At 74.2% G+C, this 14,941-nt stretch carries 14 protein-coding genes and 1 pseudogene; 8 read left to right on the top strand and 7 right to left on the bottom strand.

Going from position 1 to position 14,941, the window contains the following annotated elements; translation table 11 throughout:
- Positions 1 to 15: 15 nt before the first annotated feature.
- Positions 16 to 1,068, bottom strand: coding sequence for a ferredoxin reductase (locus AAG742_RS11710; protein WP_298714439.1), 1,053 nt, complete (start codon positions 1,066 to 1,068; stop codon positions 16 to 18).
- Positions 1,069 to 1,152: 84 nt separating this feature from the next.
- On the opposite strand from AAG742_RS11710, the gene AAG742_RS11705 reads away from it, so the two are divergent.
- Complete coding sequence (locus AAG742_RS11705; protein ID WP_248115807.1) at positions 1,153 to 2,385, top strand: PucR family transcriptional regulator; 1,233 nt, start codon at positions 1,153 to 1,155, stop codon at positions 2,383 to 2,385.
- Positions 2,386 to 2,511: 126 nt separating this feature from the next.
- On the opposite strand, the gene AAG742_RS11700 is transcribed toward AAG742_RS11705, so the two are convergent.
- On the bottom strand, positions 2,512 to 6,264 hold the full coding sequence (locus AAG742_RS11700) for an AAA domain-containing protein (protein ID WP_298714434.1): 3,753 nt from the start codon (positions 6,262 to 6,264) through the stop codon (positions 2,512 to 2,514).
- A 247-nt stretch (positions 6,265 to 6,511) separates the two neighbouring features.
- Between AAG742_RS11700 and AAG742_RS11695 the strand changes: the two genes are divergently transcribed.
- The 4 genes from AAG742_RS11695 to AAG742_RS11680 are packed head-to-tail and all read left to right on the top strand — an operon-like array spanning position 6,512 to position 8,898.
- Positions 6,512 to 7,222 (top strand): excalibur calcium-binding domain-containing protein, encoded by a 711-nt coding sequence (locus AAG742_RS11695; RefSeq protein ID WP_298714431.1) that lies wholly within the window; start codon positions 6,512 to 6,514, stop codon positions 7,220 to 7,222.
- 39 nt (positions 7,223 to 7,261) lie between these two features.
- Complete coding sequence (locus tag AAG742_RS11690) at positions 7,262 to 8,080, top strand: class F sortase (RefSeq protein ID WP_298714429.1); 819 nt, start codon at positions 7,262 to 7,264, stop codon at positions 8,078 to 8,080.
- Positions 8,081 to 8,082: 2 nt separating this feature from the next.
- Complete coding sequence (locus tag AAG742_RS11685; protein ID WP_298714427.1) at positions 8,083 to 8,637, top strand: DUF1697 domain-containing protein; 555 nt, start codon at positions 8,083 to 8,085, stop codon at positions 8,635 to 8,637.
- Between the two features lie 57 nt (positions 8,638 to 8,694).
- A complete protein-coding gene (locus tag AAG742_RS11680) occupies positions 8,695 to 8,898 on the top strand; it encodes a hypothetical protein (RefSeq protein WP_248115800.1) in 204 nt (67 codons plus the stop codon).
- A 129-nt stretch (positions 8,899 to 9,027) separates the two neighbouring features.
- Here AAG742_RS11680 and AAG742_RS11675 read toward each other — a convergent pair.
- Positions 9,028 to 9,117 (bottom strand): annotated as a pseudogene (locus AAG742_RS11675) (hypothetical protein); the annotation flags it as partial.
- Positions 9,118 to 9,164: 47 nt separating this feature from the next.
- Positions 9,165 to 10,751, bottom strand: a complete 1,587-nt coding sequence (locus tag AAG742_RS11670) for a LamG-like jellyroll fold domain-containing protein (protein WP_298714425.1) — start codon at positions 10,749 to 10,751, stop codon at positions 9,165 to 9,167.
- Between the two features lie 262 nt (positions 10,752 to 11,013).
- Here AAG742_RS11670 and AAG742_RS11665 point away from each other — a divergent pair, with 262 nt between their 5' ends.
- Positions 11,014 to 11,778 (top strand): sulfite exporter TauE/SafE family protein, encoded by a 765-nt coding sequence (locus AAG742_RS11665; protein ID WP_248115798.1) that lies wholly within the window; start codon positions 11,014 to 11,016, stop codon positions 11,776 to 11,778.
- Positions 11,779 to 11,841: 63 nt separating this feature from the next.
- Here AAG742_RS11665 and AAG742_RS11660 read toward each other — a convergent pair whose 3' ends face one another.
- From AAG742_RS11660 to AAG742_RS11650, 3 genes are read right to left on the bottom strand one after another with little or no spacing between them, the layout of a single operon-like run.
- Positions 11,842 to 12,018 (bottom strand): hypothetical protein, encoded by a 177-nt coding sequence (locus AAG742_RS11660; RefSeq protein ID WP_298714423.1) that lies wholly within the window; start codon positions 12,016 to 12,018, stop codon positions 11,842 to 11,844.
- 44 nt (positions 12,019 to 12,062) lie between these two features.
- Entirely contained in the window at positions 12,063 to 12,638 is a 576-nt protein-coding gene (locus AAG742_RS11655) for an NADPH-dependent F420 reductase (RefSeq protein ID WP_298714420.1), read from the bottom strand.
- 41 nt (positions 12,639 to 12,679) lie between these two features.
- Positions 12,680 to 13,558, bottom strand: a complete 879-nt coding sequence (locus AAG742_RS11650) for a class III extradiol ring-cleavage dioxygenase (RefSeq protein WP_298714417.1) — start codon at positions 13,556 to 13,558, stop codon at positions 12,680 to 12,682.
- Between the two features lie 114 nt (positions 13,559 to 13,672).
- Between AAG742_RS11650 and AAG742_RS11645 the strand changes: the two genes are divergently transcribed.
- Positions 13,673 to 14,155, top strand: a complete 483-nt coding sequence (locus AAG742_RS11645; RefSeq protein ID WP_298714414.1) for a MarR family transcriptional regulator — start codon at positions 13,673 to 13,675, stop codon at positions 14,153 to 14,155.
- Between the two features lie 159 nt (positions 14,156 to 14,314).
- Positions 14,315 to 14,899, top strand: a complete 585-nt coding sequence (locus AAG742_RS11640; RefSeq protein ID WP_298714411.1) for a GNAT family N-acetyltransferase — start codon at positions 14,315 to 14,317, stop codon at positions 14,897 to 14,899.
- Positions 14,900 to 14,941: the final 42 nt, after the last annotated feature.

Below are 14,941 nucleotides of genomic sequence, written 5' to 3'. Positions count from 1 at the left end.
GGGGGCCGGCCGGGCTCACACGGCCAGACTCACGGGCCCGGCGGCCGCGCTCACGCAGGTCTGGATGAGCTCGCCGGGGTCGCCGTGGACCTCGCCCGTGCGCAGGTCCGTGACCTGGCCGGAGCGCAGCGGAGTGAGGCAGGCGTGGCAGATGCCCATGCGGCAGCCGCTGGGCGCGGCCACGCCGGCGTCCTCCGCCACCTCGAGCAGGGGCACGTCGCCCGGGGCGTCCGCCTCCACGTCCGAGTGCTCGAAGGTCACGCGCCCGCCCGCCCCCGCGACGCCGGCGGTCAGGTCCGCGCGGAAGCGCTCGATGCGCAGGTCCTCGCCGGCGTGCGCGCACCACAGTGCCTCCGCGGCGTCCAGGAGGCCGGCCGGTCCGCACGCGTACGCGGCCCGCTCGCGCCAGTCCGGGCACAGGGCCTCGAGATCGGCGGGGGTGGTGAGGTCCAGGCGCCCGTCCGTGGCGGTGTAGCGGTGGTGCACCGTCAGGCCGGGGAACTGGTCTGCGAGCTCGGCCAGCTCCTCGCGGAAGAGCGCGTCCTCCGGGGTGCGGGAGGAGTGGATCAGCACGACGTCGGCGTCGGCCCGGCGTGGCACGAGCGTGCGGATCATGGACATCACGGGCGTGAGGCCCGAGCCGGCCGTGAGCATGAGCAGGGGGCGCGGCTCCTCTGGAAGCGTGAAGTCGCCCTCGGGCAGGTCCAGGAAGAGGACGTCCCCGGGCTTGGTGCCGCGCACCAGGGTGCCCGAGACCACCCCGATGTCCGAGACCGTGATCTCCGGGTCGGCGCCGGCCGGGGCGGAGAGCGAGTAGGAGCGCCACTGGCGCACGCCGTCCACGTCCACGCCGATGCGGGCCCACTGGCCGGCGTCGTGCGCCGTCCAGCCCGGTCCGGGGCGGAAGGCGATCGTGGCGGTGCCGGCGGTCTCGCGCGTGACGGCTGTGACCACGCCGCGCAGCTGGCGCGACGAGCGCACGGGGTCCAGCAGTCCGAGCACGTCCTCGGGGGTCAGGGGATGCAGCAGCACCGAGGCGATGCGGGTCAGCAGGGTCGGTCCGGCCATGGCCCAAGCGTATGGCGGGACACGCTGTGTTTCTTCTCGCTGGACGTACGATCGAGGGACGTTCTTCATCATGAGGAGACAACGATGAGCCAGCCCCCCGCCCCCTTCCCGGATTCGTCCCCCGCCGTCGTCCACCCTGGCCTGACCAGCGACGACGGCGAGTGGAGCCCCCCGTGGCAGTCGCTGCCCGCCGACCTGCCCGAGAAGCTCGCGCCGGCCCTGCCGGCCGTCATGGCGCGCATGATCCAGGACGTCCCGGATCAGATCCCGGCCTACGCCGAAGCCCGGGACGGCAAGTACGGCCGCAACCTCTCCCACGGGGTGCGGACCGCATTCGAGCAGCTCATGCGCCTGCCCGGCACGGACCTGCCCGCCCTCAACGACGACTCCCGCGCCCTCATGGCCACCCTCGGCGCGGGGGAGTTCCGGGAGGGCCGCAGCATGGACGCCCTCCTCGGGGCGTACCGCACGTCTGCGCGGATCGTGTTCCGTGACCTCTCGGCCGAGTGCGCGCGGCAGGGGATGGACATGTCCGTGGTGATCGACCTCGGCGAGTCCATCTGGGCGTACATCGACGAGCTCTCCTCCGTGAGTGCGCAGGCCTATGCCCAAGCCCAGTCGGCCCAGGCGGGTCTGCTCGAGCTCTACCGCTCCGACCTCGCCTCCGCGCTCATCCGCGGCGGCGCGGAGGAGAAGGAGGTGCAGCGCCTCGCCGCGCTCGCCGACTGGCGCCTGCCGCGCCGTCTGGCCGTCGTGGTCCTCCCGGCCGCGGCCGGCGCGGACGTCCGCCACCGCCTCGGCCGCACCGGCCTGGTGGTCGAGCGGGAGTCCGAGGTGGTCGCGGTGGTGGACGCCCTGCCGCCCCGCGTCCGGCGCGAGCAGATGCTGCGTCTCCTCGCGGGCACGGCGGCCGTCGTCGGTCCGGCGGTGGAGTGGGGCCTGGCGCCGCACTCGTACCGGGTGGCGCGCACGCTCGCGGTGCAGGGCCGCGGCGGCACGGGGGATCCCGTGCTGGCCGAGCACCACCTCGCCCGCGTCGTGCTGGGAGCCGAGCCCCGCGTGGTGGCGCAGCTGGCCGGCCGGGTGCTGGCGCCGCTCGAGGGCGTGACCGCGGCCAAGCGCGAGATCCTCGAGGCCACCCTGCTCTCCTGGCTCACGCATTGGGGTCAGCGCGCGCCGATCGCCGCGGAGCTGGGCGTGCATCCGCAGACAGTGGGCTACCGGGTGGGACGCCTGCGGGAGCTCTTCGGGGACGCGCTGGACGACCCGGACGCCCGGTTCGACCTCGAGCTCGTGCTGCGCGCGCGGCGCCGATGAGACGGGCGCCCCCGCCACGGTGCACGCGCCCGGCGGCGAGGCGGTCGACCCGCGCTTCCCCGGGAACCGCTGAGCCGGAGCCCCGGCCGGGGCCGACGGCATCTGAGCCTGCGGGGACACGCGCCGTCACCCCGCGTCGTCGGCCGCCACCGCCGCCTCGAACGCCGCCACCGTCTTGGCCACCTCCGCATCCGCGTCCGCGAACCAGTCCGTGCTCCAGATGCGGTGGAAGCGCCAGCCGCGGGCCTCGAGCATGGACTGCCGCAGGCGGTCGCGCTCCCGGGCGGTGTGGCCGGAGTGGTACGAGGCACCGTCGGCCTCGATGGCCAGCACGTGCCGCCCCGGCTTCTCCGGATGCCGCGCGGCGAAGTCGATCCGGTAGCCGCCCACGCCCACCTGCGCGTCCAGGCTCAGGCCGGCCTCCTCGAGCCGGCGCTGCACGTCCAGTTCGAACGGGTTCAGCGCGATCCCGCCGCTCGGCCCGCCGGTCAGCCGCGTGCCCCCCGAGGCCATGAAGTGCAGGAACCGGTGCATCAGCTGGAAGCCCGCGGAGGAGTGCCCGTCCGCGGGGACGTCGTCCGGGCTGAAGCTCGTCACCAGGGTCATGCGGCGCTTGGCGCGGCTGATGGCCACGTTGAGGCGCCGTTCGCCGCCCTCCCGCAGGAGCGGGCCCCAGAAGTAGCGCAGCCGCCCGTCCGCGCCCTTGCCGTAGCCCACGCTGAGGATGACCGCGTCCCTCTCATCGCCCTGCACGCGCTCGATGGCCTTCACGAACCACGGCTCGTCCGTGCGCGCGTTCAGGGCGCGCTCGAACGCCGGGTCCTCGGCCATGGCCTGGAACAGCGCCGCCTCGATCCGCGCCTCGTGCTTCGCGCCGAACGCGATGATGCCCAGGCTCTCCCCGGGATGGCGGCGCACGTGCTCGCGCACCAGCTCGACGACGGCGGCCACCTCCACCTCGGGGCTGTTGGCGGAGCCGTTGATCCCGGGGCTCGCGGGCACCTCCACGTGCCGCACGGCGTCCTGGGCGTCCGCGGCCGGGAAGGTGGTGAGGCTGCGGTGGTAGACGTGCTCGTTGGAGACGGCGATGAGCCGCTCGTCCCGCGAGCGGTAGTGCCACTGGAGGCCGCGGCTCTGGCCGGCCAGCAGCCGGTCCATGGCCGCCAGGATGGACTCGGCGTCCTTCGTCAGGCTCCCGGCGCGGGGCCGCGCGTCCCGACGGCCCTCGCTGCCGCGCCCGTCCAGGGCGACGTCCTCGTCCTCGTCCTCGGACGCGTCCTCCATGACCTTGGTGAAGAACTCGGTGGGCGGCAGCTGGCGGCTGTCGCCCGCGACGACCGCCTGGCCGGCGCGCAGGAGGGCCGGGACGGCGTCGGCGGGCCTGATCTGGCTCGCCTCGTCGAAGACCACCACGTCGAAGCACCGCTCGGCGGGCAGCAGCCGGGAGACCTGGAGGGGGCTCATGGCCCACACGGGCGTGGCGGCCCGCATCACGTGGGGGGAGTCCTCGAAGAGCTGGCGCACCGGCCGCACGGTGCGCTTGCGGGTGATCTCCGTGACCAGGCGGGCGTACTCCTCCCCGTGGGCGTCGATCTCCCTCTCGAGGTGCTCGGCCGCGCGCCGGCGCACGCGCGTGGCATTGGCGGCCAGGTGCGCGACGTCGGCCGTGCGGTACGCGCGCGCCGCGCGGTCCAGGTCCGCGCCCCGCAGGCCCGCGAGGCCTGGGCTGCTCAGCTCGGCCTCCTCGAGGAGGGAGCGCAGCACGGCCCAGCGCAGCAGGAGCCCGGGCTCGGCGTCGAGCGGCTCGCCCGAGGACAGCCGGGTCACGAGCATCCGCATGAACGGGTCCAGGCCGGCCGCGGCCAGGGCGGCCCGCGCGTCAGCCGAGCGGACGAGCGCACTGGCCCGGCCGCCGTCGGTGAGCCGGGCGAGGCGCTTCTGGAGCTCCTCCAGGCCCAGGCCCTCCAGGTCCATGCCCTGCACCGCGGGGGCGAGCTCGCCGAGCAGCGCGCGCACCTCGGCGAGGGCGGCCTCGGCCTCGGCGGTGGCGGGCGCGGCCGAGGGGGCTCCGCTGCCGCGCCACTGGGAACGCAGGTGCCCCGCCTCGGCCAGGAGGGCGGCGTGCTCCTCTCGGGGCACGCCCTCGAGGACGTCCCGCGCGCGGCGCTTGAGGCCGCGGCGCCGCCAGAACCCGACGTCCTCGCCGCCCCCGACGGCGGCGGCGAGCTCCTCCACGTCCGGGGCGTGCACGAGACCCGGCACCCGCCGCTCGAGCCGCGCGGCGCCCGCGTGCAGCCCGACGACCCACGCGACCTGCTCGAGCGTGGCCGGGGCCGGATAGCCGGCGGCGCGGGCCAGCGGCGGCAGCAGGTCCGTCAGGCCGACGAGGCGCTGCTGCAGCTCGAGCACGCGGCCGCGCAGCCGCTGGGCGTCCTCGCGCGTCCGCAGGGCGTCCGGGCGCCAGCCGGGGGCGGTGCGCCAGGCCGGGCTCAGGGCGCCGAGCTCATGCAGCTCGTCCAGTGCCGCGGCGTGGCGGTCGAGGTCGCCGGGCGCCCAGTCGCCGAACGCGGAGGCGGGGAGGCGGAAGGAGGTGCGGGCCGCCGTCGGGATGCCGGCGGTGCCGGTGCGCAGGGCGCTCACGCTGATCCCCCAGCCGTGGCGCGGCTCGGTGAGGGCGTCCTTGTGCGCCACGAGGCGGTCACGGGCGGCGGCGAGCCGACTGTGGAGGGCGACGTCCTCCGGGCCCGTGTCCTCCTCCGGCCGATCGAGGGCGGCCTTCAGCTGCTCGGCCACCAGACGCCGCGAGCCGTCCGCGGCGAACAGGTCCAGCAGCAGGTGGGAGAGCCCCACGTGGTCCAGGCGGTCCAGGACGGCGGTGATGGCGGCGCGCTTCTGCGCCACGAACAGCACGTGCTTCCCCGAGGCGATCAGGGCGGCGATCAGGTTGGCGATCGTCTGGCTCTTGCCCGTGCCGGGAGGGCCCTGCACCACCAGGTTCCGCCCGGCGAGTGCCGCGTTGACCACGTACGACTGGCTGGCGTCCGCGTCCAGCACGAGGTACTCGGAGTCCGCGGGCGCGTAGTCCGGGGACGAGGGCTCCACGGGCACGCCCGTGGCGGCCGTGCGGGCGCCACGCATGGCGTCCGGCTCGCCGGCGAGGGCCCGGACCAGCTCGGAGCCGGCCAGGGCGTCCAGGTCCGTGACGTCCGCGACCATGGGCTGCTTCTGGTACGAGAAGGCGGCGAGGACGGCCTCCTGCATCACGGCGAAGCCCTCGACGTCCGCGGCCAGCGCGTCCAGCCGGGCGAGGCTCACGCGCATCCCCTGCTCGGGGCCGAGGTCCTCGAGCGGGGCGAGGAGGTCCTCCTCGGCGATCTCGGCGCCCGCGTGCGCGAGCACGTGCAGCAGCACGGTGTTGACCTGCACGTCGTCCGTGAGGGTGAGCGTCCAGCCCTCCCCGGCGCCGCGAGTGCGCTCGATCTGCAGCGGGCGCAGCAGCACGGGCGCGTGGGGCCGGGGGGCGGCGTCGGACTCGCCGAGCCAGGTGGCGAAGCCGACCGCGAGGTGCGTGACCGGGACGCCGTACTCCTCCACGGCCTCGCGCTGCCGGCGGTGCAGCTGGGTGCAGGCACGGTGCGCGGCGGCGTGGGCGTCCGCTTCCGGGAAGAGCTGGGAGAGGCGGACGGCGCCGCCCGCGAGCAGGGCCGTGTAGGCGTCCGGCGCGGCCTGGGCCAGGTCCACCGTGGCGGCCGTGCTGCGGAAGTGCAGCAGGCGGTTGGTGCCGCCGACGTCGATCAGCGCGTCACGCCACTCGTCCGCGGCGCGCTGCAGCAGCTCCCGGTCCGCCGGGGCGTGGGGGTCGCGCGTGTCCATGTCCATCCAGGCAGGCTACTGACGGGCCGGACACGTTAAGGCCCTGACGCGGCCGGGAGCTTCCCATGTCAGACGGTGGATGTGATGACAAGCACAGGAAGCGGTGCTGTGCGCGAGGCAGCTGATCGGAGCCTGTGCGGCACCCCGGCTGTCGAATGGATATCCCTGGAGGGATCGGCTTGAATGCGAGATGTCGCCCCCGCCACACGACGGCATGAGGGACGGCACCCGCCACGATCTCGGAGGAATCCCGATGAAGAAGCTCGCCACCGGCGTCACCCTGACCGCCGCCCTCGGTGTGTCCCTGTTCGCCGCCACCCCGGCCACAGCTGCGCCGTCCTATGCGAACTGCCAGGAGGTCTACGCCGCGAACCTCTCCCACATCACTCCGGACACCCCCGGCTTCCGCAAGGGCCTTGACGGCGACGGGGACAAGGTCGCGTGCGTGAACCCTCCCAAGGGATCCAGCACCCACAAGTGGACCCCTGCGACGAAGCCGTCCGCCAAGCCCGCTCCTGCCCCCACCGCCTCGCACGACCCGCGCGACCAGGCGAAGCCGGACGCCGCGTACACCCACGCCGACTGCGAGGACGCGTGGGCCGCCGGCAAGGGCAACATCAAGGAGTCCTCGGACCTCTACCACGACGACCTGGACTCCGATCAGGACGGCATCGGCTGCGAGATCGACGTGGCGACCGGCATCAAGGTCGAGGGCCGCGAGAGGGCCGCCGCCGAGGAGATCGCCGCGATCAAGGCGTCCGCCGCCAAGGAGGCCGAGCCCACGAAGGAGGCCGAGCCCACGAAGGAGGCCGAGGAGAAGCAGGTCACCAAGGTGCCCGTCGGCGCCGCGGACACCGGCATCGCCCCGGAGTCCGATCCCGCCGCCGCCCTGGCCGTGGGCGCGCTGGGCCTGGCCGCCGTCGTCGGCGCCGGTGTGGCGACCCGCCGTCGTGCGCAGGCCTGACACCGGCACCCCTCCCGGCGGATCCCCTACGCTTCGCGCATGACCGGATCCCCTGACCGCCGCCGCGGGCGCCTGTGGGCGTCCGCGGCGGCCGTGTCTCTCCTCGTCACGGGCTGCTCGACGCCGTCGGCCTCGCCGACCCAGCCCGTGCCGGCGACGAGCGCACCCAGCCCGTCCACCTCGTCGTCCTCCCCGCACTTCGCCGACGTCCGTGAGAGCGCGTATCGCCGTTCCCTCTCGTCCTCCGGCGACGCGCCGTCCCCGAGCGCGACGCCCGTGTCCACCCCGCCTGCCTCGGCCTCGGCGAGCACCCCCGCGTCGGCACCCAGCGCGTCCGCCTCGACTGGCTCCGCGCCGCCGTCGACGGCCGCCGCGGAGGAGGGCGCACCCGACGTGCTGCCCGCGTCCGAGCCCGTCTCCGTCTCCGCCCCCGAAATCGGCCTGGACTCAGAGCTGCTGCATCTCGGCCTGCGCGACGACGGCGCCCTCGAGGTCCCCTCCGGCGACCCGGGGACGCCCGCCGCGTGGTACATCCATTCGCCCACGCCCGGAGAGCGCGGTCCGGCCGTGCTGCTCGGCCACGTGAGCGCGTACGGCAACAGCGACGGCGTGTTCCGCCGCCTCTCGGAGCTCGAGCCGGGGGGCGTCGTCTCGGTGGAGCGCGAGGACGGCACCACGGCCGTCTTCGAGGTGGACCGCGTCGAGGAGTACGGCAAGGATGACTTCCCCACGGACGAGGTCTACGGGAACACCGAGCGCCCGGAGCTGCGCATGATCACGTGCGACGGCTACAACCCGTGGACACGGACGTTCGAGGACAACCGCGTGGTCTATGCCCACCTGGTCGAGGCGCGCTGACCATGGCTGCCCCGACGACGCTGGGCGACGTCCACGTGCTCCTCTGGCGGGGCATCAACGTGGGCGCCCACCGCCGCATCCCCAAGGTGGACCTCATCCGCTGGGCCGAGCAGGCCGGCGGCACGGACGTCCGCACGGTCCAGGCCAGCGGCAACGTGATCCTGACGCTGCCCGCCGGCGCGGACCCGGCCGCCGTCGCCGCCTCCGTGGCCGCCGCGGCGCGGGCTGAGCGGGACATCGACGTGCCGGTGATGGCGACGTCGCCGGCCGAGCTCCGGGAGGCCCTCGCCGTGCTCGAGGCGCAGGGCTGGCCGGAGCAGGAGCCGAAGGCGGTGCAGCTCACCCTGCTGAACGCGGTCCCGGACCCGAGCCGGGCGGTGGCCTTCGCGGCCTTGGACCCGGGGGAGGACCGCGCGGTGCTCGTGGGCCGGTTCCTCTGGATCCGCCACGCCACGACCGTGCGAGACTCGCCGCTCACGCTGACTCGGATCGAGCGGACCCTCGGCGTCGTGGGCACGGCCCGGAACCTGGCGACGGTGCGGATGCTGGCGTCCTGACGCCGCGGTGTCATACGCTCTCTTCCTCCACCGTCAGCACTGCAAGGAGAGACTGGCATGGCACATGAGACCCCCGAGGCCCTGGCCGCCGGAGAGACCTACCTGCTCCACGTCCTGGAGACGTCCACGCCCCCCGGCAACCCGGAGGAGTACAGCGTCACGGACGCGGTCGAGGACCACTACAAGGCGACCGGCTCCTATGACATCGAGGCCGCCGGCCTGGAGAAGGCCAAGGAGCTGCTCCAGCGCCACGCCAAGTGAGCTGACTCCATGGGTGAGCCCCCGCCGTTGAGGTGGGGGCTCACCCATGTCCTTCCGAGGGCCGTCCCCGCCGATCTTCTCCGTCACCCGCCGGGACGCCGTGTTCTCCGGGTGGATGTCCGCGACGAGCTCGGCACTGCGCTGCGCGTTCCGCGCGGGGTCCCGGCGGGCTGCCGCGGCCTCGGCCGCGCAGCCGCGCCCCTGGAGGTCGGCCCGCACGTGAGAGCCGACCTCGAGCCGCTGTCTCCCGTCGACCTCCTGCCAGGTCAGGTCGCTCGTCGAGACTCGCCCAGGATCCGGGGACCCTCCGCGGGCCGCCCCGGCGGGGTCACGGTCAACGCAGGTGTGCGAGCGCCTCGGCGGCCTCCCCGCTGGTCGGCGAGGATGCCGGTCAGGTCCACGCCGGTGCGGTCTCGGACGAGGGCGACGGCGTCGCCACGGGTCAGCATGCGCTCCGGGTGCGCCACGGGGGTCGGCTCGACGGGGGCCGGATCCACGGGCGTCGTGGTCTCCGCGCGGGAGGTGAGCCACTGGTTCTGGGCGAGCGGGCGGTCCACCATGCGGGTCTCGCCGAGGCAGCCGAGGAAGCCGGACTGACGCTGGCCGTCGTAGGAGCCGGCGCCGAACACCCAGCGCTGCGCCTCGTCGTGGGCGATGCCCACGGTCTCCGTGGCGTTGCGCTGCACCGGCACACCGTCCACGTACATGGTGGTGGTCTTCGTGGTCGGGTCGTTCACGGCGGCCAGGTGGTGCCACTGCCCGCTGCCCACGATCTCGCCGGACCAGGCGGACGTCTCCGTGGCGACCGGGGCCTGGGAGTCCACCACGGAGAGCTGGACATCGCGGAGGTTCGAGAAGGCCCAGGCGAAGGGGGGCTCATCGCCCTCGGTGTCCACATAGCCGGGGAGGTTCTCCCGCTGCCCGTCGCGTGTCAGCCACTGCATCCAGGCGTTCTCCTCGGGCGTGAAGTCCGGGTCGATCTTGATGAACGCCTCGAGGGTGAAGCCGTTCGGGAAGGTCTCGTCGTCCACGTCCGCGCCGTCGGCGGTGGTGAAGTAGCTGGCCGTGATGCCGGTGCGGCCGGCGTCGTCGAAGCACACCTGCTCGGTGGCACCGTGGTGATGGCCGTTGAGGGTCAGGAACACCTGGTCGTTGGGCGCGATGACGTCGTTCCACAGGCGCTCGCCGTACGCCGAGGACAGCTGCTCGCCGGTGGCCTCGTCCACGTTGAGGATCTGGTGGCTCGTCAGGATCGTGGGGACGCCCGGGTGGGCGGCGATCACGCGGTTCGCCCAGTCCAGAGTCTCCTGCTGGGACTGCCACGAGATGGCCAGCACCAGGAAGGTCGTCCCGCCCTGCGCCACCAGGTGAGCCTCCGAGGCGCCTGAGGGGTCGCGCTCCAGGAAGGTGGCATGCTGCGCCGCGGGCTCGGCGGAGAAGTGCGAGACGTAGGTCTCGTAGGAGACGGCGTCAGTGTCCGAGGCGCCGGCGCCGACGTCGTGATTGCCGGCCAGCACCGAGTACGGGGCGCCGGCCTGCTCCAGCACGGACATGGCCTCGTCCGCCACCGCCCACTCCTCGGGCGGGTTCGCGCGGTCCACCACGTCACCGAGGTGCATCGTGAAGGCGACGCCGTAGGCCTGGTCGTTGTCCGCGATCCACTGCGTCCGGGCCAGGAAGGGCTCCGAGCCGTAGTGGGTCATGTACGGGTCTCCGGTCCCGGCGGTGGCATAGCGCGAGTAGAACTGCGTGTCGGGGAGGACGCTGAACGAGATGCGATCGGCGGGCGCCGCCAGCGAGGAGTCGGTCGTGGCGGGCGCGTCGACGCGTCCCGAGTGGTCACGACACGCCATCTGCGGGAACGGGATGCGGCGTGTCGTGACCACCCTGAGGGCTGGGCTGGGCTGGGCTGGGCTGGGCTGGGCTGGGCTGGGCGGGGGCGGGGGTCAGCGGGTGAGGAACGCCTCGAGGCCCGCCAGACGCCCGGGGAAGCGGCCGTGTACGCCGCCAGGGCCCCGTTCGCTCTCGGGTTCTGGGCGACGTGCTCATCGGTCACACGGTGGTGGGCGAGTCGCTCGTCGAGACTCGCCCAGAATCCGGAGGAGACTTCTGCCCATGGGACTCGACGCCGGCACGCTCACCATGGCCCTCGTCGTGCTGCTGGCCATCACGGTCGGCGGCGCGCTGCAGCGGATCAGCGGCATGGGCGTGGGCATGATCGCCGCGCCGACCCTCTCGATCCTGCTCGGCCCCGTGGCCGGCGTGACGATCTCCAACGTGGCGGCCGTGATGTCCGCGGCCATCCTCTTCGCACTCCTCCACAGGCACGTGGACTGGGCGCGCTTCGTCCGCCTGGCCCCCCTGCTGGTCTGCGGCTCGTTCCTCGGTGCCTGGGCGGTGCGCTCCCTCGAGCCGCACGCCCTGGAGATCCTGCTCGGCGCGTCCGTGCTGGTCGCGATCGCCGCCGCCCTCGGCCTCCAGAAGCGTTTCACCCTCACCGGCAACGGCGCGGTCTTCGCGTCGGGGGCGGTGGCCGGCTTCATGAACACGACGGCGGGCGTCGCCGGTCCCGCGCTCGCGGTCTACGCGGTGGCGGCCAAGTGGGATCAGAAGTCCTGGGCGGCCACCCTGCAGCCGATCTTCCTGCTGGCCAACCTCACCTCCCTCGCCACGAAGTCGCTGTTCGGCACGGCGGTGCCCCCCGACGTCGACGTGCCCGGACTCGTCTGGGCGGTCGCCGTCGTCGCCGGTCCCGTGGGGATCCTCCTCGGCTCCCGCGTCGCGCGGAGCGTGGACGCCTCGAAGGCGCGGACCCTGGCCGTCTGCCTGGCCGGCGTCGGGGGCACGGTGGCTCTGGTGCGGGGCCTGTCAGGGATCTGATCGGCGGCGCCGACGGTCGCCGCCGCTCCCACCTCCGGCTCGTTCCAGGGCCTGCTCCGCGCGTCAGGGCGAAGCGGTCGACGACGGTGCGGCCGACGTCGGGCCCTCCCCGGGGGCGGCGGCGCCGCCGGGGCCGAACGCGAGGAGCGCGCTGACCAGGACCACGAGCGCGAGCATGGCGCCGAGGGCGGCCAGTGCAGCGGCCGCCGGGGAGGGCCGGCGCACGGACGAGGGGCTCACACCGTCAGTGTGGCATGAGCCCCTCGGTCCGGGGACGTGCAGGGTCAGCGCACGGTGGCGAAGCCGCCGGTCCAGCCGATCCTCTCGGCGGCGGCGAGCGTGAGCTGCAGGAAGCCGACGGCCTCGAGCTCGCGGGCGCGCTTCAGGGCGCCCGCGTCGATCGCGTTCAGGCCGCCCGAGGTCACGACGTCGGCCAGCGCGGACTTGGCGTCCGCGTCGTCACCGGCGATCAGCACGGTGGTGGTCTGGTCGCCGATCCTCCCGGAGGAGAGGACGGCGGCGAAGGTGGTGTTGAAGGCCTTGAGGACGCGCGCGTTCGGCAGGGCGTCGGCCACCTCGGCGGCGGCGGAGGAGTCCGCGGGCACCTGCAGGGAGTCGAAGGTGTCGAAGTCCAGCGGGTTGGTGATGTCCACGACGACCTTGCCCTCGAGGGCGGGGGCGTACGTCGTGATGACGTCGGAGAGGGCCGGGTAGGGCAGGGCCAGCACGACGATCTCGCCGGTGATGTCCGCGGCGGTGCCGTCGCGGCCGATGAGGGTGACGTCGTGACCGCCGCGGCGGGCGACCTCCGCGATCGCGGTGCCCATGGTGCCGTCGCCGATGATGCTCAGGGTGGTCATGAGGGGGTACCTCTTCCTTTCGGGGGGTGAAGCGCTCCGGGTCAGTCGACCTGGAACGAGCGGATGTGGTTGCTGAACACGAACCGGTCGAACACGGTCCGGGCGCTCGAGGGGTCGTTCGCGGCGCCCATGGTGAGCAGCAGCGGCACGTAGTGGTCCGCCGTCGGGTGGGCGATGCGGGCGCCGGGCGCCTCGTCCAGGTAGCCCATGAGCGCGTCGACGTCGCCGGCGTGGGTCATCTCGGCGGCCCACGTGTCGAAGGCGTCCACGTGGCCGAAGAGGCGCGGGTCGCGCATGGCGGCGAACGAGTGCGTCATGAAGCCCGAGCCGATCACGAGCACGCCCTCCTCGCGCAGCCCCCTGAGCCTCTCGCCGAGCTCCAGCAGGGCCTTCGGGTCCTGCGAGGGCATGGACACCTGCACCACGGGCACGTCCGCGGCCGGGTACATGGCCATGAGCGGGATGTACGCGCCGTGGTCCAGGCCGCGGCCGGTCTGGTGCACGGAGCCGGGGCGGCCCTGGCCGAGCACGCCGGCCACGCGGGCGGCCACATCCGTGGCGTCCGGGGTGGCGTACCGCAGCTCGTAGTAGCGCGGGTGGAAGCCGCCGAAGTCGTAGACCAGCGGGGTGCCTGCCGTCGCCGAGGAGATCGCCACGGGTGCGTCCTCCCAGTGGGCGGAGACGATCACCACGGCCCGCGGCTTGGGCATGGACTGTGCCCAGTCGAACAGGTCGGCGAGCCACTGCGGCTCGTCGAGGGTGGGCGGCGCACCGTGGCTGACGAACAGCGTGGGCATGCGCCCGTCGCTGGGCTCCCAACGCCGCTGGGCGCGGGTCATCGGCAGGGCGCGGGCGAGCAGGTCGTCGTAGGCGCCGGCGGGGGTGGGCTGGGCCCAGGGGTCCTGGATGGTGGCGGTCATGGTGTCCTCCTGGACGACGACGGGGCGTGGTGCTTCATCCGTTAATGAACTGTAGGCCGCAGACACTTCATAGTGCAAGTGATTGGTCCGTCGGCCGCGGGTACGATGGGCTGCATGGCGGATGACACGACACCCTGGCTGGACGACGAGGAACGGCGCGCGTTCCTCGCCCTGATGAGCGTGGTGCTGCGCCTGGACCCCACGCTGGACGCGCAGCTGCGCCGCGACGCCGGCCTCAGCCACTTCGAGTACTCGGTGCTCTCCCACCTCTCCGAGGCGCCCAAGGGGACACGGCGCATGGGGGAGCTGGCGCACCTCTCCGCCGGCTCCCTCCCACGGCTCTCCCAGGTGGTGACGCGTCTCGAGAAGCGCGGCCTCGTGCGCCGCAGCCCCGACCCTCGGGACGGGCGCGTCACGCTGGCGACCCTCACCGCCGAGGGGCGCGAGGTGGTGGTCGGCGCGGCGCCCGGCCACGTGGCGGAGGTCCGCCGCACCGTGCTGGACCCGCTCACCCGTGCGCAGGTGCGTCAGCTCGCCGTGATCGGGCGTCGCATCATGGGCGCGATCGACCCCGAGGACCGCTGCCTCGAGGAATGAGCCCGGCGTCTCGCCAGGGCCTCAGCCCAGCGCCTCGGCCGGCATGGCCCCGTGGCGGGTGGGCGTCCGAGGTGAGCATCAGCACCGGACCGGGGCCTGCGACGGGCGCGGGCCGTCACGCTGGCGGCGCGTCCCGGCGCGCCGGGTACCGTCCCCCGCATGACCGCCGACCCCGATCCGACGCCCGAGCCGACCGTCCGCGCGTCGCCCGCTCCCGTGACCGTCCGCCCGGCCGTCCCCGGCGACGCCGCGGCCGTCGCGCGCGTGGCCGCCGCGACGTTCCCGGACGCGTGCCCGCCGACCACCACGCGGGAGGCGATGGACGAGCACATCGCCGCGCAGCTGAACGCGGACGTGATCGGTGGCTGGATCGCCTCGGCCGACCACGCGGTGGCCGTGGCCGAGGACACGGCCGGCCGCGTCGTGGGCTACGTGATGACGGAGCTCGCCCCGGCCGCCGAGCCGGCCGTGGCCGCCGTCGTCGGGGACGCGCCCGTCGGCTGCCTCTCCAAGCTGTACGTGCTCGCGGAGGCACGCGGCACGGGCGCGGCGGGCGCCCTCATGGCCGCCGGGCTGGACGCGATGCGGGCCCGCGGCCTGGCCTACGGCTGGCTCGGCACGAACGTGCACAACCACCGGGCCAACGCGTTCTACGAACGGATCGGCTTCCGGATCGTGGGGGAGCGCACCTTCCGCGTGGCCGGCCACGCCGAGACGGACTTCACCCGGCTCATCGCGCTCTGACCCGCTCCCGACGCCGCCTCCCCGACGTCGACCCACGACGTC

It is taken from the genome of Micrococcus sp. 2A, from assembly GCF_039519235.1.
Lineage (GTDB): Bacteria > Actinomycetota > Actinomycetes > Actinomycetales > Micrococcaceae > Micrococcus.
The sequence above is the reverse complement of the archived record's forward strand: the minus strand, read 5'-3'. Positions and strand labels throughout refer to the sequence as shown.